This is a genomic window from Taishania pollutisoli (assembly GCF_014518315.1).
GTDB classification, from domain to species: domain Bacteria; phylum Bacteroidota; class Bacteroidia; order Flavobacteriales_D; family Crocinitomicaceae; genus Taishania; species Taishania pollutisoli.
This window is the reverse complement of sequence record NZ_JACVEL010000003.1, coordinates 210,643-231,350: the sequence shown is the minus strand read 5'-3', so window position 1 is coordinate 231,350 and position 20,708 is coordinate 210,643. Positions and strand designations below refer to the sequence as shown.

Sequence of the window (20,708 nt, the reverse complement as noted above, 5' to 3'; positions counted from 1 at the left end):
TTGTTTCTATTTCAAATAGTCAAAGACATTGACCAGTTTGTATTTTGGGCTGCGCTTGATCCATTCGTTGAAAAAAGCCGTATGTGTTGCTCCCATCAAGATAAACACGCGGTCGTCTTTTTTCAGTTCAATCTGATTGAAGTTGGAGAACATTACCAGGTTGCGGTGGTAAAATTTCGTCGCCTGCTCTGCTCCTTCCGCTTTTCCTTTTGTAGACACGTACGTGAGCATGTCTGCATTTACGTTGATCAGGTAATCCAGATAGTCCGGGTGATTGGTCACCTTCAATAATTCCAGTACCGAAGCGTTTTCCTCATCAATCTGAGCCTCATTGGCATCCATCATTTCTCCGTACCGCGGGTAAGTCGTGCTGTCGACTTTATATTTCAGCTGGTAATAAATAGAATAATTATATCCTTCCTTGTAATCGATTCCATAGATGCGTTTGGTTTCACTCAATCGCCCGATTTCATAGGCCAGTAGTTCCACCTCATCAGGATGTTGAAAAGTCATCTTCGGATTTTTAAGATATTCCTGGTACAATGCCTCCAGTTTTTCTTGATATTCGGGCGTTGTTTCTACAATAATGACAGTCGGTTTGAAGGCAGCCATTGCTTTGGCGATTTCATGAATCTGGCGTACATTTTCTTTGTCATGCTCATCAAATTCTGTTTTATTGGCATCGTTGGTATAACCCATGTGAAAGGTTCCTAAATTCAATACAGGAACAGCATCATCAAATTTTGTTTTGAATTGAATGTCTTGTGCGGAAGCTGTAAAAATAGCTATTGCTACAGCCAGTGATAAACTTAAATTTTTCATTTGTTTCATTTTTTGTACAAAAATTGTGTGCTTTGCCCGGGTGAAGAAACTTTATCTGCAAATCCCTCCGGTTTATCTGCAAACCCTGATTTGGGTTCGTAACGATATTCCTACTTTTACAAAAAGTTTTATGTGATGTATAAAAGCACCTTATCCGTAAAGAAAGAAATCGCGCTACACCTCTTGTTCTGGGTGATCTGGGTTTATTTTACACTGGCAGTAGTTGATGCCAACGGAATTCACTTTGCGGAAATGGACTTGTTTTCCTCCACCTGGTGCATTACCTATGTTGTGACGTTTTATGTGAATTATTTGTTCGTTTTACCGAAAGTGTTCCATCCGTTTAAATGGATCAAAGCCATCGCGGGGCTCGTCGTGATTTTCCTTTTCTTTGCTGCTCTTCGTTATTTTCTTGAACAATTTCTAACCGTACAGCTATTTAATGTGCAGAATTACAATCCCGGAACAGGGATTCTTTATTACATTTATGACAATACATTTTATGCGGCACGTCCCATCATTCTGAGCAGTGCATTCTGGCTCATTGTTTTGTTAGTAAGGCTACTGGATTACAATAAGTACATCATTGAAGAGCAAAAGAATACGGAAATTAAATTCCTCAAAGCGCAAATCAACCCGCATTTTGTATTCAATACACTGAACAATATTTATTCGATGGTCCATTTTCAGTCACCCAACGCACTCCCTGCGATTGAGAAACTCAGCAGTATTATGCGGTTTACCACGTATGAAGCACCGCGTAATTTCATCCGGCTGGGAGAAGAATTGAATTACATCCATGCGTATCTTGAACTGGAGGAACTGCGTCATTATGACAAGTCGTTTGTCAGTTGGGAAACTACAGTACAGAGTGATAACCATGAAATTCCTCCCTATCTGCTTTCTCCATTGGTTGAAAATGCCTTGAAACATGGTTCGTATACGGCTGAAATACCCATCATTATTCGGCTTTCCTGCAATGATCAGCAACTGGATTTTGAGGTAATTAATCGAATCGGAAACCAAAAAAAAGATAAGCTGGGTGGAATTGGAATTGATAACCTGAAGAACCGGCTTGAAATTCTTTACCCGGAAAAACATACACTTCAGACAACTGAACAAGAAGGTCTTTTCAGTGCTCACCTTGTTATTTATTTCCAATGAAACAACTCATTCACTGCGTCATTATCGACGATGAACCATTAGCCGTGCAACTCGTTGAAGATTACGCGAAGAAAATCACGTCTCTGAAGGTGTTGTATGCCGGAAGCAATGTGTATGAAGCCATTCAGATTGTCAATACCCATCCGGTTGATTTGATCTTCCTGGACATCCAGATGCCGGAACTAACAGGAATTGAAGTCATGCAGTTGTTCAACCGGGAACACAATTTTATCATTACATCTGCTTATCCGGAGTATGCACTGGACGCCTTCCAGTTTCACGTTGTTGATTTTATATTGAAACCCATTACGTTCAATCGTTTTTACCAGAGTGTGGAGAAGTTTACCCGGTGGCAGGAAACATTCCGTGTGTCATCACAACCCGATCATTTATTTGTTCGCGCCGACCGCAAGCATTATAAAATTGCGTTTGAAGACATTCTATACATTGAGGGATTGAGGGATTACATCCGGATTCATACCAAAAACGAAAAAATCATGGTGTTGGACAACATGAAAGACATCCTGGGAAAATTACCTTCCGATCAATTTATCCGCATTCATCGTTCGTACATCATTCCAACGGATAAAATCAAACTGATTGAAGGCAACCAGATTCAATTGCACAACCAGGAATTTGTTCCGATCGGGGAAACGTATCGGAAAGTGGTGAGTGAGTGGCTGGAAGGAAAGTAATTAAAAAAGCGATAACCCTTTTACCTGTCACTGCTCAGTATGATCATGTGTGTCAATTACGTTCTATGTGGTTAGAGTTTTTTTGAACCACATAGGACACATAGAGGCATAGCCCCATTACATGCAGTAAATGTAGTGACACATAGCAGCCAACTTCGTTAGCTTTTGATAGTAGTCATCTTTGTATTGTTTGCTTGTTATCCTAATCAATGTGTTGAGTTCTTTAATTCATGTTAATGAATAACTATGTGTCACTAATTGAACCTAACAATTCTATGCTTTCTATGTCTCTATGTGGTTAAAGTCTTTTTGAATCACATAGGACACATAGAGGCATAGCCCCATTACATGCAGTAAATGTAGTGACACATAGCAGCTAACTTTGTCAGCTTTTGATATTAGTTATGTTTTATTGCTTGCCGTTTATTCTGATCAATGTGTTTACCTGTTTTATTTATGCCAATGAATTAACCATGTGTCACTAGTTGAATCTAACAACTCTATGTTTTCTATGTCTCTAAATCACATAGTTTCTATAACTCTGGTAAAAATTGATTACCAATCTTTTAGTTGATGTTATTATTCTGTTGCCTTATTGCTCAATAAACGGTTACTCCATTCCGGGAAACGGAAGAAGCCTGTTGCCCAGATCAGTACCTGGATCGTGATTACTGTTGCCAATGGCTGATGATTGATAAAATGTACAGCGATAGCACCACCCATGTAGGCGATCATCAATAACAATCCGACGAATGCTGTTTTCGGAATCAGAAATACCACAACAATCAGTAGTTCTAAAATTCCCAGAATCATGACGTTGGTCGTTCCACCAACACCCAGCGCTATTTCAGCAGCGGCTTCTCCACCCGCCAGTTTTGCCAATCCGCTTGCTGCGAACACAATTGTTACCAATGCTGTAAGTACCCAGCCGATTATTTTTCCTGTCTTATTGTTCATCTTTTTAAAATTTAGAGCACAAAAATAAATGTGATAACTATATATTTGTAACCTGTTACATAAAGGATAGTAGTTACAAAAAGAATAGCAATATGGAAGAATTAATGACCCGGCATACGGAAACCTCTTGTAAAAAAGCACGACTGGCCATCCAGGATACACTGGATGTTGTAGGTGGAAAATGGAAACTGGTATTGATTTCTGTATTGAGAAACGGGAAACGAAAGTTCAACGAATTGTCCAAAGAAGTTGGAATAAGTCCCCGGATTTTATCGAAAGAACTTCAGGAACTGGAAGCGAACGGGCTCGTGAGCAGAACGGTGTGTGATACGAAGCCGGTAACGGTAGAATATGCCCTGACGGAGTACAGCGAAACCTTGTCAGAGGTTATTATAGCTATGCACAAGTGGGGAATGGCACATCGAGAAAGAGTAATCGGGGAAATGAATACCCCAAACTAATTCTTTCTTTGAAATGATGTCCAACGATACAAAACGTCTTTCCCGACTCACAGCGATTCTGACGCAATTACAGGCCAAACAACTGGTTACAGCAAGTGAACTGGCAGCAAAATTCACAGTCAGTATCCGGACCATTTACCGGGATATCCGCGCATTGGAGGAAGCCGGTATTCCTGTTGTAACAGAAGAAGGAAAAGGATATACACTGATGGAAGGGTACCGTATCCCTCCGGTGATGTTTACCGAACAACAAGCCAACGCGTTGATTCTCGCGCAGCAATTGGTATTAAAAAGTAAAGACGCTTCTTTTGTAAATGATTATTCCGAAGCAATCGAAAAAATCCAGTCGGTATTGCGGAATACCCTCAAAGACAAAACCAATCTTCTGGCTGAACGAACACGGTTTGATTTCAATACTTACCGGGAACGAACCAGTAACCTCCTCTCGGATCTGCAGGCTGCCATTACTAATTTTTACATCATCAACATGCGCTACATTGACGAGGCAGGTGATTTATCGGAACGATTGGTGGAGCCATTTGCATTACTCAGCACCCAGGAGGACAACTGGTTATTAATTGCCTGGTGTCGCCTTCGGGGGGCATTCCGGTATTTCCGGGTTGACAGGATCGAACGCATGTCGGTGCTTTCTGAGCATTTTATTCCTCACAAAATGACTTTGCAGGAATTTTTTGATAACTATTATTGATGACTGTTAACCCCTGACATAGGGTTGTCACTCTCTTGCCGTAGCTTTGTTGAAAATTCATTAATTTCAATGCAACATGAGTATCGACGAAAACCGTATTATTTACCCGAAAAGCAAACAGGAATGGCGGAATTGGCTGATGGAAAATCACCTGCAGGAGGAATCCGTATGGGTTATTTTTTACAAACAAAAAGCAAAGCAACCGACCATTACGTGGAGTGAGTCCGTCGATCAGGCCTTGTGTTTCGGGTGGATTGACAGTACCAAGAAAACATTGGATGAAGAACGGTCTATTCAATTTTTCAGTAAACGAAAACCCGGTAGTACGTGGTCGAAAATCAATAAACAAAAGGTAGAGGTGTTGATTGCTGAAGGGCTGATGATGGAAGCCGGCTATGCGAGCATTGAGCGGGCAAAGCAAAATGGTTCGTGGACGATTCTGGATGAAGTGGAGGAGTTGATTGTTCCCGAAGATTTAGCAGCGGCTTTTCAATTGTACCCGGGATCGGAAGTTTATTTTTCAGGATTGAGCAAGTCCGCTAAAAAGATATTGTTGCAATGGATTGTATTGGCGAAACGCCCTGAAACAAGAAAGAAGCGGGTGGATGAAATTGCACTGAGTGCAGCACAACAGCAGCAACCACATCCATTTCGATAATCGATTGTTATTTTTTCTCGCAGAGGCGCAAAGGTTGTTGGCGAAGGATGAATTTGTGAAAAGAGATAAGTAGCATTTAATGTTTGATAAGTAGAAATGGGAATGTGGAGTGGTGTTTGTTGTCTCGCGAAGGCGCGAAGACGCAAAGGTTGTTGGTGGAGGATGAATTCATAAAAAATTAGTTGGATTGTCGGTTGAACTTTCGCGAAGGCGCAAAGAAAGGTGTTAGCATATTGGTGTCTGAGTAAATATAAAAAAGGAGTTAAAAAAGATGAAAACAATTAAAACAGAACCGTTCTGTGTGATCGGTATTTCGGTACGAACGACAAATGAGAACGGGCAGGGTGCCATAGATATCGGCGGACTTTGGGGACGATTTTTCGGTGAACAGGTGCTGGAAACTATTCCGAATAAAGTAGACGACACCATCTATTCCATTTATACGGAATATGAACGTGACCATACACGTCCTTACACCACAATTATCGGTTGCAAAGTCGTACATCTGAACGAAATTCCCGATGGAATGAAAGGTATACGAATTGAAGGAGGAACGTACGTACAATTGTCCGCACGGGGAGATATGCAACAGGGATTTGTTGGCAGCAAATGGTACGAAATCTGGAATTCAGACCTCAACCGGTCATATACCGCCGATTATGAAGTGTATGGAGAGAAAGCACACAATCCGGCAGATGCAGAAGTTGATTTTCTGATTGCAATCAAATAATTGTTACTTCAGTTTTTCAGCAAATGCGATGATGTGTCCGTCCGGATCAGCAAAATAACAGGCTTTATCTCCCCAGTTCCGGGCTTTCAACGGGCTGATAAGTATCGCCCCACTCTGTCCGGCATGTTCAAATTCCTGTTCAACATTTTCCACATACAAGTACAATTCACAGCGTGGAATACCATTTCCCTGGTCCGGGTGTGGTGTTTTATCTGAAAGGATTTTTGCAATTCCGGAATTGGGCATCAATCCCAGTTTACAATTTTCGGCCAATTTGAATTCGGTCATTCCGGGAACATTCAGATCGGGTTGCTGACGGAATAATTTCGTATAAAAATCTGTACTGAGCTGTTGGTCTTTCACATACAGGATTGTTTCTATAAGGTGAATGTGTCGCATTACAAAGGTGTTTTTTCGTTTCGTAAACGAACTGTTACAGACAAACTTAGTAAAAAACAACTATCTCTCCTCTATCTCCCGTAAGATCTTTTTATCAATGTAAAATGTTCCGAAAGGAATAAAGCAAGCCACGATTACTTTCCAGGTTGTTTTGCTGAACTTCCAGTTTTGAGCAACACCGACACTCATTGCATTGAAAATAAACAGCAGGAATAATGCTCCGTGAACAGGTCCGAGGAATGTTACAAAAGCCGGGGCCTGTTGCCAGTATTTCAACGGAACAGCAATAAATACAAGTGCCAACAGTGAAATTCCTTCTAAAAATCCGATGATGCGCAGGCGACCGGTTTGTGTTTTGAATAAATGAATCATAATTATCTGAAATAAGGTCTGTTTGCCAAAGGCGAGAACGGCCAGGGAATAGCAATAAGGAGGATGATCAACGCAATGGAAAACCAGTACAACATGGTTTTGAACTTTTCACGATCTGTTGTCTTTCGTTTTGCCAGGGCGGAGCCAAACGTAATGACAATGATTGCAACCAGCATCAGCAGACTGTGAATCATTCCGAAGAACGTGAATTCCATCGAAGTTATCGCGATGCGGAAATGCTTCAGAAAATAGTCAACAAGCGGACTCTGGAAATACAGAATCATCCCGATCATCAGCTGAATATGGGAACTGGTCGCTGTCCAGTGGCGAAATGCATTATCCGTCCGGGAGAATACAGCTCCGGTCGTCATTCCTTTCCAGGCTCTGTAAATGGAAATCAGCAACGTGACCAGTACCAACCAGCGAAACAAAGAATGCAGAGTAATCAATGTCGAATACATCACAGTACTGTTTTAGGTGTTTTTGTGAATACGGTATAGATTGAAGGTGCTCCGAAGAAAAACCAGATGGCCAGGATCGGATCACACACGGCACAACCGGCAGAGGAAGATGGGTCCATCGGGATGATCGGTTGTCCGTAAAAGTGGTGCAGCACATCGTACACGGTATGTACCAGCCACCCTATAGCAATGTAAGTGTAATCTGTCAATCCTTTGTACGCCAGAAAGAGCATGATAATTCCCAACGGGAATTCGTAAAAACCCAATCCGTTACTCCAGTAAATGGTTCCCGCTGCCGCAATCGCGAGTGCATTGATTGTTTGACGATGCGGTTCCTTCACCAATGACATGACAGCGATAAAAACAAGTGCTATCGCTACTGCTGCCAGTGCATTTATGTATGTAAAATGTGTGTCCATTTGTACGCATTTTAATGAGATGCGACAAAGGTAAAGCAAAACATACTAATTAGTATGTTTTTAGAGAAAAAAATTATTTCAGACTGTTGAGATAAGATTTAAGCTGTTGCAAATAAGCGACATAAACAGATGTGTTATTGACCAGTTTTCCCATGTTTCGCACCCCCCAATATCCTGACATAACAAAAACAGCCACTTGTTCACCAGCTACGTCCTGTCGCACATAACCATTTTGCTTCCCCCGCTCTACAGAATCGGCGATTGCTTGTTTCCATTGATTGGAAAGCTCATTCAAGGCGGCAGTAAAATCCACATTCCAGGGGGCCATTTCCTGTGTGAAATTAGATGCGGGGCAACCATGTTCTACTTTCATGACGTCATTTTCCATGAGAATCGCATACATCATTTCGTAAAGCATCACCAACGGATCTCCGGTCAGATTTTGTAGTGGTTCCAGAAAGTTGATTTTGAAAGTTGGTTTCAGCAGTTCATTAATGATGGCAATCCCCATTTCGTCTTTGTTTTTGAAATGGTAATAGAACGCTCCTTTTGTCACCTGTGTGGTGGCCAGGATTTCATCGATACTGGTTGTCTGGTATCCTTTCACATAGACCAGTTCAAATGCTTTTTGAAGAATGTTCAATCGCGTTGCTGCTGCTTTTTTCATGCACTGTTGTTGCCGGACAAAGAACGGTATTCCCGGTTAGTTCTGCAAATTAAACTACGAACAGAGACAACAAGTCGGTTGTTGTCTTTTTTTTCAGATCAATCACATCAAAACGTTTTGCCGAAGAGAACGAACCCACGTCTTTATCGCTGTTGATCAGTACGGCACCCATCAGAAGAATGTACCGGCAGTTGTAATTCGTTGCGGCAATGAGTTCATGTATCCGTTGGTCAATTGCTTCATAGATGACCTCTGTTGCTTCATAAATAGGGAGTTCAGCTCTTAAAATTCTATCCTTTTGTTTGTATAGAATTTGTTCGATGGTGTTCATCTGGTAATCCATTTCGGTGATCTTACCCGGTTCAATGGCATTGTTTTGTAATTTCCCCAAAGCTCCTTTCGCTGCTCCGCAACAACTGGAAGTATCGTGCTGACCAAAGCGGTGAATTTCCCCGATTATTCCTTCTTTTGAGATTCCGATATGCGGGCCGTAATAGATGTAGACCGCTCCATTGTCGGGAACATGACTGGCAAACGCTCCCATTCCTGTGACTCCGGTAAATGGAAACCCGTCCAACCCGCCCATTTTGAATGGTCCCAGAAATTCCTGTGAACGCACCGGGTATTGAATACTGTTTACATCGTCACTGCAAATACTGTCTGCCATCATCACCTGCGTCGGGTCCAGTTCCAGATCGTCCTCTACCAGGTCAATCACCCGGTTGACGGTATCGATGGTTGTCATTGCATTGGGATAATAGTTGCGGATAATTGCCAGCTTTTCCTTTTTTAACATGGTTGTGTCGGTTTAAAGATCACTCGAATGTATTCATTTTTATTATTTGTGCACCTGTTTTAACACAAATTTTTCCGTGTATCACGTGCTATTTTTATACCCACATTCTCATTTAAATCAACCTATTTTTATTGATTCACTGTTATTCTTTCAACTAATGTATGATTTGTTTTAAAAGCTGGAAAGCAGCTGTTACAATAATGACTCCCAGTACAATATACCTGAATGCTTTTTCAGATGTCTTTTTGAGAATCAATTTCCCTGCATAGCTTCCCAAAACACTTACCACAATGAGGGCGGGAATCAGAAAGAGATAGCTTTTTGTCAAATAGCCACTGCTCAGGTAAACTACCGCCCTGCTGGCATCTACTCCTAAGTCAATCAATGCGGAAGTGGCAATAAAAACAGCTTTCGGAAGTCCGAAAGAAGACAATACGATTCCTCGTATGGCTCCTCCGGTTCCTGCAATACCGGCTATGAAGCCGGAAGCGGTTCCTCCGAGATACAGGTTGGCATTTGTTTGTTTCAGTGTCTTGTTGAAATTAATCAGCAGGTACACAGCCAGCGCAACCAGTATGAGGTTCATTGCCAGTTCAATTTTCTTCGTTGGCAAGTAGGTGGTAAGGTATGCACCGACAATCACAAAAAAGACTGCGGGGATTCCAAGCTTCAAAACAATATCTTTCCGGACTCCTTTGCGAAACAACGCGATTTTAGACAGGTTGCTGAATACATGAAATACGGCCGTAATTCCAAGGACTGTCTTAAAATCAAAAAAGACGGATGCGACCGGAACGAATAGTATAGAAGAACCGAACCCGGATACTGTTCCCAAAATTTCAGAAACAAACGCCAGGGCAATAAAAATGAAATAATTCTCACTCATTTTTCTTTCTGCGAACCCCGTTAATTCTGGTCTTCACTAACAAATCCCGGTCTTATCTCGGTATGGCGGATTTCTCCTCCTGTCGTACCTGTTTGTTTCGCAAAAAACAGGACAATCGCCGCGAACACAAGTGTGATAACAGCAAAGAATCCTGAAAGTGATTGCTTCTTAAAACTTATCCAGAGTCCAACCAGTGATACGGCACCAAGTACATATGTAAGTACCGCAAACAATTCTGCCGCCTCCTCATGCCGCTCAATGTATCTTTCAGAAATTCCACTGATTGATTCTACCACCTCTTCCGCTTCTTCTCCACTTGCCATTGCCATCATCGCTGTGACAGCACCCAATACGAAAAGCATATAGGCTACGCGTTTAACCACCTCCGACCTGGCAATTATACCGGTCAGCAGGATAAGTATACCGACCAGTGGTAAAATGATCGGAAAATGATTGACGATTAAATGAAAATGTGCTCCGTTCATATGTGTTGATTTATAGGTTTACAAATTGCAGTCAAACTGTTGATTAAGGTTCCGTTGATCCTATTCATTCAACAGTTATCCGATTGGCTTTCAGCAAAAATCCGGTTCATTGATCCGGGCTGTCACCTGACGAAAACGTTTACTACCAAAGATACTATTTTCTGTCATCAATTTCTAAGAGTCAATTTTTATTTTAAATTAATCCGTTACTTGCGCAAGAACTTGTCGAATAAATTCCAGATCCGGTTGAAATTTTTGATGATCAAGTTGTTCAAGCAGTTCAACAGCATGTTTTCCTAATTCAATGGAAAATTCTCTGAATGAGTTGAATGCAATCATCAGGTCCTCAACAAAATCTCCGCTAATGCATACATTGCCATCAATTAATTCTAATGCCACCTGGCCTTGATATTCGAAGTACTCATAGCTTGCTGAAGTTTCTCTTAATAAGATGAGGACCGACCGGAGGAAAAAATTGGCGATCAGTACCGGTAGTTCGTCTTCAATCTCCCATGTACCGGCAGCGTGATGAAGTTGTAGCGTACAGCTTAAATTGTATCGCTCTATCAACGATTGCTGGTAGGTAGAAGAAGTTTGGATCACATCTTTAGACGTTACCGAAGTGTCATTGTTTAATCGAAATGTAATCGTGAATGTCATGACGTTAACGGATCTTCTGCAAGAAATGAATAAGATCCGTTTTAAACCGTTCCGGCTGTTCATAATGCATGGCATGTCCGGATTCCGGGTAGTGCAGTAATGTAATGTGTTCAGGGTGCATTTTCTACAATTCTTCATACTGATCAGACAACGCGAAGAATCCATCTTTATCGTCACCCTGCGGATCAATGATCAATGCTACATTGGATGCATGTGTATAATCAACCTGGCCCAGGCAAGTGACTGAGCAGATCAATTGTGCGACCAGTAAAACGAAAAATTGTTTCATTGTACTTATTCTTTTAAATTAATGAGTGCTTCCCACCACTTTTCCCAGCTCTTATCCAGTTGATCCAGGTTTACTTTTTCTCCTATCTTCGGCGTTGTAACGGATTTGTTCTCTTTTTCTGCTGCATTCGTTACTCGTTGCAACGGCTCATACCACGGGTGGTTCGACAACTTGAACTTGGAATGATGTACCGGTATAAAATGACGGGTATTCAGGTCTGTTGCTTCAATCAGTAAATCTTCCGGGAACGAGTGAATGTAAGGCCATTGTGAATTGTACTGACCGCACTCCAACACGGCCAGGTCAAACGGTCCGAATTGTTCTCCGATAGCTTTAAAATGCGGGCTGTATCCGCTGTCTCCCCCCAAAAATAGCTTCTTTGTCGGGGTTTTGAGTACAAAAGAAGTCCACAACGATGCATTTCGTTTAAACAGGCGACCGGAAAAATGACGGGCGGGTGTCAGCGTTACTGAAAAACCGGCTCCCAGATCTACGTGTTCGTACCAGTTTTTTTCAATTAATTTATCCTGCTTCCAACCCCAATATTCAAAATGACGGGCAACACCCAGGGCACAAATAACGCTACCTATTTTATTTTTCAACTGTTGAATGGTGGGATAATCCAGGTGATCCCAATGATCATGTGAAATGAGCAAGACATCTATATCCGGCAGATCTTCTACTTTGTAGTCATCTGCTCCGGGAAATGCTTTTACTGACCCGGGAACCGGAGATGCATTCCCGCTAAAAACGGGATCAATCAGAAAACGACGACCGTCTGCCTGGATAAAATAGGAGCTGTGTCCGAACCAGACCAACACATTTTCAGCCGAATCCAGGTTTTTCAAATCTGTAACAATATGTGGGATGGGTTGTTGCGGAGCTGTGTCGGGTTGTTTTCGGAAAAATTTCCAGAGAATCTTCAACATATTTACTCCTTCCGCCAATGGTGGCGTGGGGATGGGATTCTGAAACTTATGCTGTCGGTAATTGGAAAGAGTTTGAAAATGTGTCTCCCGTTTTGCATCAGGATACTTCCCGAATTTTTTTACAAACCCCATTTATTTGTGTTTTAATTTTTCTTCTTCCAGGTCAATCTTGTGCAGAAATTTACGAATAATCTCTTCATCAATGCGTTTTTCATCTTTGTTCTTTTTGATGAGAATCTGTCGCTGCTGTTCCAGAATAGTGATGTAGAGTTGCTTGGTTTCCCGGGAAAGAATCCGATCTTCTTCCGAATGTACATGATGTTCCCAGCGATGGGCCATTTTTTGAATGTAGACATTCTTCTCCAGTTGATCCGGATGATGCATTTTCAGGTACTCCAATGATCCTTTCGCCAGTTCTTCGCGCAACAAGATTTCCGTTTCTTCTTCCGGCAAATGGTCATTGAAATCTGCGATCTTTATTTTTTTAATCAAAAGGGGAAGCGTCAATCCCTGCACCACCAGTGTCACCAGGATGACAATAAAGGTAATGTAGAGAATCATGTTGCGCTGCGGGAAAGGTGTTCCGTCCTCCAATGCGACAGGGATCGACAAGGCCGCTGCCAGTGAAACGACACCGCGCATACCTGTCCAACCAAGAACCAGTGGTGCTTTCATCCCCGGATTACTGTCGGCAACGGTGATGAAATAACTTGCAATTTTTGTAGCGATCAATGCCCCGTAAGCCGCCAGCATTCTCCCGACAACCAACACAAGCGTAATGAGGAGTCCGTATCCTGTAGCCTGGTAAATATCAATCCCTTCTTCGTGCAAACCGGCCACAATTTCAGGTAGATCCAGTCCGATGAGCATAAATACCAAACCATTCAACAGAAATACAAAGCTTTGCCAGACATTTTCCGCGCGCAGACGGGACGAACTTGTGAGAAATTTGTGCCGGTGATACGATACAAACAACCCGCCGCTAACAACTGCCAGGACACCAGAAGCATGCATTTCTTCTGCCAGCATGTACATCACATACGGAGCTACAAGCGTGAGAATGATATCCATGTTTACATCCGTTGGTAGTCGCTTGTGTGCTTTGATGAAAATAAATCCTGTTACCAAACCAATGATCACACCACCTGCAACCATCCACAGGAAAGTCAGGGAAGCCTCGTACCAGACAAACTGACCGGTAGCTACTGCAAGCATCGCGAAGCGGAAAATAATCAGTGAAGAAGCATCATTGAGTAAGCTTTCACCTTCCAGAATAGAAGACATCCGTTTGGGAACTTTCACGAAGCGAAGAATGGCAGCAGCACTCACGGCATCCGGTGGAGAAACAATTCCGCCGAGCAAAAAACCCAGGGCAAGCGAAAATCCGGGGATAAACGAATTGGCAACCAATGCAACGGAAATTGCCGTCAGGAATACCACGACAAAGGCAAAACTGCTGATAATCCTTCTCCAGTGCCAGAGTTCTTTCCAGGAATTGGACCAGGCTGCTTCATACAGCAATGGCGGCAGGAAAATAATAAAGATTAGTTCCGGGTCAATTTTTAACGCGGGTGTTCCGGGTATCAGGCAGATGACCAGTCCTCCGAGCACCAGTAAAACAGGATACGCTACTTTGATCTTGTTGGCCAGCATAATCAGCAGGACAATCACAATGATCAGGGACAAATAAAAGGGGAAATGTTCAAGCATGGGTGTAAAAAATGGTTATAACACAATGTTATTTTTCGGTGTAATCGGTTCCGGAAGATCTGTTTCATTCAGCATGTCCCGCAGATCAATTTCAATGGTGCGGCTGATCTGGGTAATGGGAATGTCGTTCGCGCTCCCCTCAAACGGGTTGACGGAACTCTCTCCAACGCTGTCAAGGACATGAAAAGCCCAGGATACCAGCACAGAAAACGGGATGTTTAACCAAATACTGTATCCTTCCAGAAACGTGTCTTCTCCCAGTTTGCTGTATTCGCGCAGGAGTCCGAACGGGAGCAGGATAATGAATAAAAACATCAGGTAAGTAGTAACCGAAGCAAAGTTCCGCGGGTACGGAAAGTTTTTAATGCGTTCGGCTTTTCCCTGATCGTCTGTAAATTTGATAATTCCGTCTTGCAATTCCTTCCATTGAAAGTCATTGATGATTCCATCTTTCCGCAAGGTTGCCAACGTTTCCGACTGCAATGCTGTTAATTGTGTCGCCTTGTTCTTTTTGGAAAGGATGTAATTCAACTCTTCTTCTGAAAGGTACTTGCGGAGTTCATCTTCCAGTTTTGTTTCCCATTCAGCAACATGGTACCTTCCTTTCAAAAATTCCAGATTGCTTGTTCGTTGCATATTTTCCCAGCTCCGGGGCTCCCGCAATTGAAACCGTAAGGCTGTGAGCCAGGCAAAATGACGGTAAAATAGCTTCCGTGTAGTCTCCGTATGCTGTTCTCCCAATGCATCCCGAAGGGTATAGCCAAAGCTTCTGCTGTCGTTGATGATGGCCCCGTAAATCTGGCGCGCTTCCCAGATCCGTCCGTAACTGGCATTGTTTTTAAATCCGACAATAAATGCCAACGCTGTACCCAGCACTGCTACAGGCTGCCAGGGCAGTGCAACAAATTCACATCCTGCTGCAAACAACACGGTAGGGACAATAGAGATCAACAGCAGCCAGAGCGTATCCCTCATGGTCCATTTAAAAAATTCAAGCGGGGTGTATCGTCTTCCAGTGTGCATGTTTTTGTTGCTATTATCCGGCTAATTTATTAAATAATAGCTGAGAGGGAATAGGTTGTCTTAAAAATTGATGTGTTGGGTTATTCTTTTTCATCCGGGATTCTTATCAACTGGTAATCACCTGCTTCTTCATTATACCGCCAGTATGGACTCTCTCCCTCCCACACAGTCATTTCACCTGGTTCCGCATCTGTCCGATCAATGAAAAACATGTACTTTCGCGCTTCTTCAAGCCCAAGCGGTGGAATTCCAAAATGGGTAAAAGCATGTGCTTTTATTTCTGCAAAATCCGCTCCGAAAAGAGCCGTATGTTCAATCGATTGTGTGGGATAGCCTGAATCCGCACAGTAAATAATCTCTTGCTGGTTGAATCGCTTAGCAATAAGTCGGTTTAGGATAAGTATATTCTTTGCGGTATCCGGGTTTCGGAGGTTACTGTACTTGTGATTCCGGTGTGTAATCAGTAGTGTTTTTCTATAAATAGCCAATGTGCCGAATGTACAATCAATTACACTATCAACGTTCATTAATTTACTCGTTGACGTTTGATCCATTTCCGGGCTTTCGAAAGAACGCCAGATCAATTCCAACTGTTCTTCATCCATGTAACCATCCCATTTTGCCTGACTATACGAATCACCGCTATAGGAAGCAAAAAAACGATGCACCTCTTCCCACTGATCAATTTGTCCGGGCAACGCCAGAATTTCTTCTTTCGAAAGAGAATGACCAATAATTCCTGTTAAATCTACTCCCATTGTGTCTTGTTTCGACTATTGCGTTCATTCATTCTATCACAACCGTGCCAGTTTTGCAATATCGCGGACTTCAAGCGTCGGTTTTTCATATCCTTTTTCGGATACATGGATCATGGCTTTGGCCAATTCTTCGAGCTTCAGGAAATAGGTGTTACTAAACAACCGGAAGAGTGGAAAGAGTACATTGATTACTTTGTAGATCCCTTTTATATTGCGTGCACCTTTGGTCGGTTTCAGTGCTGCCGGACGAAAATTATACACGGCTTTGAAAGGGAGTTTCAGCAAATCATTCTCTGTTTTTCCTTTTACCCGCGCCCACATCTGTCGCCCTTTTTCCGTACTGTCTGTTCCGATTCCTGAAACGTAACAAAATGTTAATTGCGGGTTGCTTTCCGCCAGTGTTTTCGCAAAATCCAAGGTCAGGTCATAGGTTACGTTCGTGTAATCCGGTTCATTCATCCCGATCGAGGAAACCCCCAGACAAAAATAACAGGCATCACATCCTGAGAGCTGCGTTGCTATGGGCGTTATATCATGGAAATTGCCGTGTAGTATTTCTTCCACTTTGGGGTGAGTATAACCACACGGCTTCCGGTTGATGAGTACGATTTTTTCCACTTTCGGATTGGCGATGCATTCCTGTAAAACGCCTTCCCCCACCATTCCTGTTGCTCCGGTAATAATGACCTTCAATTTCATGTGTTGAAAGTACTGTTTTTACCGCAACCTACTTTTCATTGTTGAGAATAATTGTGGGTTACACTACGTCTGCACACTTACTTTTCTTTCTTCATTTCTATTTTAATTCCTCCCTGCTGAAAATGCATCGTATTTGTTTCCGGCACAAATTCAACCTTCACACCCGCTCTTTCGAATTGAAATTTGCGGTTGTCGTATGCTTCCATTGGAATTGCCGGCTGCCCTGTTCCCTGGAGGTACAGTTGTTCTTTTTGATGACTGACCGTAATTTTAATCGGCAACTCCGGAGAGCTGTATACACCAACGTATTGATCCAATTCCGCTGCTGATACCACTACCTGATTAAACTCCGGAAAATCAAACGGCTCTTCGTACATGCAACTCAATACCCCCAACAAGAATTGATTCCGGGTATACCGTTGTCCGTTAATTAAAAGCGCGATTGAAACACTGTCCTTTTCGTTGTAACCCAACAATGAGTGTGTCCCTTTTGTATCACCACCATGTCCGAGCAACAGTTGTGTTCTCATCGGAATCTGCATGAGTCCTCTTCCGAAATATTCATCTTGCTCAACCAATGGTTTCATCAATTCTACGGTTTCTTTTTTCAATAGTTGATAGTGAAATAATGCATTGATAAATTGCAGCATATCTTCCGGTGTTACCACGATGTCTCCCGCTCCTTTTGTATTGGGAAAATAGAAATCTTCCGTTTCCACCCATTTTCCTTCTCCGTTGTATTCAAAGGATTCATAAACATTCCCCGGGTTTGTCAACAAGGATGTGGTATTTTTCAATCCAAGCGGTTCGCAAATCTGTTTGCGGATGAGTGTTCCGTAATCCGTGTTGTACACCTGCTCCGAAATTTTTGCAAGTAAGTAGTAGGCTGAATTAGAGTATTCTTCTTTTTCTCCCGGTTTAGAAACGAGTCCCTGGCGTTTGATTTCCTTTAAAATTTGCTGCTCCGTTACTTTTTTGTGGAGCCAGTCCGGGTTACTTTTTTTCCATGTATAATCACCCAACCCGCTTGTGTGGTTCAGCATCTGACGGATGGTAATTTCCTTGGCACCCGGCATTTCCGGAAAGAACTTCCCCAGTTTATCATCCAGCGACAAACGACCATTTTCTACCAGTTGAAAGATCAAAACAGCGGTATAGGTTTTTGTAATCGATCCTATTTTATACTTGGTCTGCTGATCGTGTTGCTGTTCCGGAATTTTATCCTGGCCAAAATCCCGGTTGTACACTTCCTCTCCGTTTTTCCAGATAACCAGCGAGCCGACACTTCTGTTATTCTCCTCGATGAGGCTAACAAGGCTATCTACTTTAGCAATGTGAAGATCTTGTGCCGATGCGGTGAATATGGTCAGAGAAAAGCAGATTAATGAACCAATACGTGTAAATTTCATAATCAATGATTTTAAATAAATGCGGCATGATTGCCTGAACGATGTTGCAAAGTAAACCCGGTTACAGCAATGGATTTTTGCTTTTTTGACGTACCGGCGGAATCCGGGGACCAACAATTTTCAGAGCAACCGAATCACATTCGTCCCTGATTTTAGTATGTTGGTGTAAAAAAACGGGAGCGCGCACAAGAATCACTAACTTTACGATTCCAATCCGGTTTAGCATGAAAGCGATAAGCAGCTATCACCTGGTAAGGCTTTTTTTGAATGTGCTTTATCTGGGTTTAATTTTCTGGGCAGCGATTACCAACAATCACGGCAGCGAGGTTGCCATCGGGCATGTTTTGCTGTATAACACCTTGCTGTTTGTTCCCGGTTGGATCAATAATTTCGGATTATTACCCCGTTTGCGCCGGAATAAAAAGGCCGGAATCTACGTCGGTTCGATTGTGGTTGTTTTCCTGATCTCCTTGCTTATTTTAGGACAGTACCTGCATTGGTTGCAAATCCGTTATGCCACACAAGAACTCACCGAATTCACTCCGCTGGGGATTACTTCTTCGGCTCCTTCAGCATTGACAAATTATCAGTACTATTTTGATGCACTTCCTGCCATGATCATTATTCTGATAACCCTGTTGGTCGGTTATGTCATCCAGGAGTTTTTAGTAAAACTGAAAACTGAAAAATACATTCAGAACGAACAGGCGATTGCTGAACTCAACCTGTTGAAATCACAGATCAGTCCGCATTTTTTATTCAATGTGTTGAATAGTTTATACGCGCTATCGCTCAGTAAATCCGACAAAACTCCGGATGTGATTTTACAATTATCTGATATTTTGCGTTATTCGTTGTATGAAGCGCAGGAACGAGAAGTCCCGGTTCCGGAAGAGGTAGCTATCATTGAGACCTACATCGCCATTGAAAAAATAAGGATTCCCGATACGACTGATATTTCTTTCCGGCACAGTGGCATTGCTGATGCAAAGATGGCTCCGATGCTGCTACTGCCGCTGATTGAAAATGCATTCAAACACGGGGTGGATTCAACAATTGATCATTCCTACATCCACGCATCACTTCACAAAGAAGAAAATCGGCTTATTTTTACCTGTGAAAACACGTTCAAAGTAGCCAAAACGTCAAAAGTGGGTGGGATCGGAATTCAAAACATCCGGAAACGACTGGAATTACTCTACCCTTCGCGTCATCAACTGAATATAAAACAACAAGAAGGAATCCATCAAGTGACCCTGTTAATTGAACTCTGAGATGAATAAAAAAATAAGATGCCTGGTTGTTGACGATGAGAAACTTGCTCAGGAAGTCCTGCTCCACCACATTGCAAAGTTTGATGTGCTGGAATTAGCGGGGGTGTGCAACAATGTATTTGAACTCATCAGTTTTCTCAACAAAGACAAAACCATTGACCTCATCTTCCTGGATATCAAAATGCCTGAAATCAGCGGAACAGATTTTGTCAATATGTTTCATCATCCTCCGGCAATCATCTACACAACGGCTTATCATCAATACGCACTGGATGCGTTTGACCAGAGTGCACTGGATTATTTGCTGAAACCTATATCATTGGAACGTTTCTCAAAAGCCATACAGAAAGCACAACAGTTTTTGATGGTTCATGAACAACCTGTGCAAGCCGTTGAAGAACAGCAGGACAAGAGTTTTTTTGTAAAAAGTGACAAGAAACTTATTAAAATTGATCCCGATAACGTTTTGTACATCGAAGGAATGCGCAATTATATTTGCCTGTACACGGAAACCGAACGCATCATCGTACACGGCACATTGAACGGAATGGAAGAAAGCCTGCGACACATCGATCAGATTATCCGGGTACACAAATCCTTTTTTATCAACCTGCGCAAGATCAAGTACCTGGAACACCATCTGATCACACTCACCAACGGTAAAAGTATCCCGATCGGGCTCAATTACCGGGAACATGTGTATGAAAAACTGAAGGTAATTTAAACAGAATGTCCGGACGCATATATCAACTGCACAACTCCTGACCGGAACACATTTGTGCCGACCAGTTTTAAGGAAATACGATTTTTCAGGTTTTCAAACAAAGGTTTGCCACTCCCCAAAACAGTAGGATGTACAGAAATCCGGTAGGTATCAATCAACCCTTCCTGAATAAAAGTGGTAATGAGACCTGCTCCTCCATAGAGCCAGATATCTTTTCCGGGTTGCTGTTTTAATTCATTAACCGTACTGACGAGTTCTGAAGAAATAAACGTCACATCGTTTTCCCGCCGGTTTTGACGGGAAAAAACATATTTCTTTTTGGAGTGAATCGCATTCCAAAATGCCTGTTCTTCAGGTGTTGCATCCGAATCGGGACGAAATTTCCCCCATGCTTCATAGCTCACTCTTCCATAGAAAATGGTATCAATTCCGGCCAAAAAGCCTTCAAAATCCATGTCATCATCCAGGATGCACCAATCAATTTCTCCGTTTGGTCCTTCAATGAACCCATCCAGGGTTACTGCCAGATCTAAAATTACTTTTTTCACGCTG

Annotated in this window: 27 protein-coding genes; 8 read left to right on the top strand and 19 right to left on the bottom strand. The window is 42.4% G+C overall.

Annotation, left to right across the window (positions count from 1 at the left end; all coding sequences use genetic code 11):
* Nucleotides 1-6: 6 nt before the first annotated feature.
* A complete protein-coding gene (locus tag H9Y05_RS06480) occupies nt 7-822 on the bottom strand; it encodes a DUF5694 domain-containing protein (RefSeq protein ID WP_216713817.1) in 816 nt (271 codons plus the stop codon).
* A gap of 135 nt (nt 823-957) precedes the next feature.
* Between H9Y05_RS06480 and H9Y05_RS06475 the strand changes: the two genes are divergently transcribed.
* The gene (locus tag H9Y05_RS06475) at nt 958-1,986 is read left to right on the top strand and encodes a sensor histidine kinase (protein ID WP_216713816.1); all 1,029 of its coding nucleotides are present in this window, start codon (nt 958-960) and stop codon (nt 1,984-1,986) included.
* Nucleotides 1,983-2,681: a LytR/AlgR family response regulator transcription factor gene (locus H9Y05_RS06470; RefSeq protein WP_216713815.1), complete on the top strand. Its 699-nt coding sequence runs from the start codon at nt 1,983-1,985 to the stop codon at nt 2,679-2,681. The genes H9Y05_RS06475 and H9Y05_RS06470 overlap by 4 nt, the downstream gene beginning before the upstream one ends.
* 579 nt (nt 2,682-3,260) lie before the next feature.
* On the opposite strand, the gene H9Y05_RS06465 is transcribed toward H9Y05_RS06470, so the two are convergent.
* Nucleotides 3,261-3,638: a DoxX family protein gene (locus H9Y05_RS06465; RefSeq protein WP_163490130.1), complete on the bottom strand. Its 378-nt coding sequence runs from the start codon at nt 3,636-3,638 to the stop codon at nt 3,261-3,263.
* Between the two features lie 92 nt (nt 3,639-3,730).
* On the opposite strand from H9Y05_RS06465, the gene H9Y05_RS06460 reads away from it, so the two are divergent.
* The 4 genes from H9Y05_RS06460 to H9Y05_RS06445 all read left to right on the top strand — a co-directional run bounded on the left by H9Y05_RS06460 (nt 3,731) and on the right by H9Y05_RS06445 (nt 6,196).
* Nucleotides 3,731-4,099 carry a winged helix-turn-helix transcriptional regulator gene (locus H9Y05_RS06460; protein ID WP_205729523.1) on the top strand — a complete coding sequence of 123 codons (369 nt, stop codon included), beginning with the start codon at nt 3,731-3,733 and terminating at the stop codon, nt 4,097-4,099.
* Nucleotides 4,100-4,112: 13 nt separating this feature from the next.
* The gene (locus tag H9Y05_RS06455) at nt 4,113-4,808 is read left to right on the top strand and encodes a helix-turn-helix transcriptional regulator (protein WP_163490131.1); all 696 of its coding nucleotides are present in this window, start codon (nt 4,113-4,115) and stop codon (nt 4,806-4,808) included.
* 76 nt (nt 4,809-4,884) lie between these two features.
* On the top strand, nt 4,885-5,466 hold the full coding sequence (locus H9Y05_RS06450; RefSeq protein WP_216713814.1) for a YdeI/OmpD-associated family protein: 582 nt from the start codon (nt 4,885-4,887) through the stop codon (nt 5,464-5,466).
* 271 nt (nt 5,467-5,737) lie between these two features.
* On the top strand, nt 5,738-6,196 hold the full coding sequence (locus H9Y05_RS06445; protein WP_216713813.1) for a GyrI-like domain-containing protein: 459 nt from the start codon (nt 5,738-5,740) through the stop codon (nt 6,194-6,196).
* 3 nt (nt 6,197-6,199) lie between these two features.
* Here H9Y05_RS06445 and H9Y05_RS06440 read toward each other — a convergent pair whose 3' ends face one another.
* The 16 genes from H9Y05_RS06440 to H9Y05_RS06365 form a co-directional block, all read right to left on the bottom strand.
* Entirely contained in the window at nt 6,200-6,595 is a 396-nt protein-coding gene (locus H9Y05_RS06440) for a VOC family protein (RefSeq protein ID WP_216713812.1), read from the bottom strand.
* 60 nt (nt 6,596-6,655) lie between these two features.
* Nucleotides 6,656-6,967: a DUF3817 domain-containing protein gene (locus H9Y05_RS06435; RefSeq protein ID WP_163490135.1), complete on the bottom strand. Its 312-nt coding sequence runs from the start codon at nt 6,965-6,967 to the stop codon at nt 6,656-6,658.
* A gap of 2 nt (nt 6,968-6,969) precedes the next feature.
* Entirely contained in the window at nt 6,970-7,428 is a 459-nt protein-coding gene (locus tag H9Y05_RS06430; RefSeq protein ID WP_216713811.1) for a hypothetical protein, read from the bottom strand.
* Entirely contained in the window at nt 7,428-7,847 is a 420-nt protein-coding gene (locus H9Y05_RS06425) for a DUF6010 family protein (protein WP_216713810.1), read from the bottom strand. The genes H9Y05_RS06430 and H9Y05_RS06425 overlap by 1 nt, the downstream gene beginning before the upstream one ends.
* Before the next feature lie 73 nt (nt 7,848-7,920).
* Nucleotides 7,921-8,514, bottom strand: coding sequence for a TetR/AcrR family transcriptional regulator (locus H9Y05_RS06420; RefSeq protein ID WP_216713809.1), 594 nt, complete (start codon nt 8,512-8,514; stop codon nt 7,921-7,923).
* A 49-nt stretch (nt 8,515-8,563) separates the two neighbouring features.
* A complete protein-coding gene (locus H9Y05_RS06415; RefSeq protein ID WP_216713808.1) occupies nt 8,564-9,310 on the bottom strand; it encodes a hypothetical protein in 747 nt (248 codons plus the stop codon).
* Nucleotides 9,311-9,464: 154 nt separating this feature from the next.
* Nucleotides 9,465-10,196, bottom strand: a complete 732-nt coding sequence (locus tag H9Y05_RS06410) for a sulfite exporter TauE/SafE family protein (protein ID WP_163490140.1) — start codon at nt 10,194-10,196, stop codon at nt 9,465-9,467.
* A 20-nt stretch (nt 10,197-10,216) separates the two neighbouring features.
* A complete protein-coding gene (locus tag H9Y05_RS06405; RefSeq protein ID WP_216713807.1) occupies nt 10,217-10,681 on the bottom strand; it encodes a hypothetical protein in 465 nt (154 codons plus the stop codon).
* A 198-nt stretch (nt 10,682-10,879) separates the two neighbouring features.
* On the bottom strand, nt 10,880-11,341 hold the full coding sequence (locus H9Y05_RS06400; RefSeq protein WP_216713806.1) for a hypothetical protein: 462 nt from the start codon (nt 11,339-11,341) through the stop codon (nt 10,880-10,882).
* 124 nt (nt 11,342-11,465) lie between these two features.
* Nucleotides 11,466-11,630: a hypothetical protein gene (locus tag H9Y05_RS06395; RefSeq protein ID WP_216713805.1), complete on the bottom strand. Its 165-nt coding sequence runs from the start codon at nt 11,628-11,630 to the stop codon at nt 11,466-11,468.
* A 5-nt stretch (nt 11,631-11,635) separates the two neighbouring features.
* Entirely contained in the window at nt 11,636-12,691 is a 1,056-nt protein-coding gene (locus H9Y05_RS06390) for an MBL fold metallo-hydrolase (protein WP_216713804.1), read from the bottom strand.
* Nucleotides 12,692-14,269: a Na+/H+ antiporter gene (locus H9Y05_RS06385; protein WP_216713803.1), complete on the bottom strand. Its 1,578-nt coding sequence runs from the start codon at nt 14,267-14,269 to the stop codon at nt 12,692-12,694. It lies immediately after the preceding gene.
* Between the two features lie 15 nt (nt 14,270-14,284).
* On the bottom strand, nt 14,285-15,292 hold the full coding sequence (locus H9Y05_RS06380) for a bestrophin family protein (RefSeq protein WP_163490146.1): 1,008 nt from the start codon (nt 15,290-15,292) through the stop codon (nt 14,285-14,287).
* Between the two features lie 80 nt (nt 15,293-15,372).
* The gene (locus tag H9Y05_RS06375; RefSeq protein ID WP_216713802.1) at nt 15,373-16,050 is read right to left on the bottom strand and encodes a hypothetical protein; all 678 of its coding nucleotides are present in this window, start codon (nt 16,048-16,050) and stop codon (nt 15,373-15,375) included.
* A gap of 36 nt (nt 16,051-16,086) precedes the next feature.
* Entirely contained in the window at nt 16,087-16,749 is a 663-nt protein-coding gene (locus H9Y05_RS06370) for an NAD-dependent epimerase/dehydratase family protein (RefSeq protein ID WP_216713801.1), read from the bottom strand.
* Between the two features lie 77 nt (nt 16,750-16,826).
* On the bottom strand, nt 16,827-18,158 hold the full coding sequence (locus H9Y05_RS06365; RefSeq protein ID WP_216713800.1) for a serine hydrolase domain-containing protein: 1,332 nt from the start codon (nt 18,156-18,158) through the stop codon (nt 16,827-16,829).
* 224 nt (nt 18,159-18,382) lie between these two features.
* Here H9Y05_RS06365 and H9Y05_RS06360 point away from each other — a divergent pair, with 224 nt between their 5' ends.
* On the top strand, nt 18,383-19,432 hold the full coding sequence (locus H9Y05_RS06360) for a sensor histidine kinase (RefSeq protein ID WP_216713799.1): 1,050 nt from the start codon (nt 18,383-18,385) through the stop codon (nt 19,430-19,432).
* Nucleotide 19,433: 1 nt separating this feature from the next.
* Nucleotides 19,434-20,156 carry a LytR/AlgR family response regulator transcription factor gene (locus H9Y05_RS06355; RefSeq protein WP_216713798.1) on the top strand — a complete coding sequence of 241 codons (723 nt, stop codon included), beginning with the start codon at nt 19,434-19,436 and terminating at the stop codon, nt 20,154-20,156.
* Here the strand turns inward: H9Y05_RS06355 and H9Y05_RS06350 are convergent.
* A complete protein-coding gene (locus H9Y05_RS06350) occupies nt 20,153-20,704 on the bottom strand; it encodes a dihydrofolate reductase family protein (RefSeq protein ID WP_216713797.1) in 552 nt (183 codons plus the stop codon). The two genes, H9Y05_RS06355 and H9Y05_RS06350, sit on opposite strands and share 4 nt — an antisense overlap.
* Nucleotides 20,705-20,708: the final 4 nt, after the last annotated feature.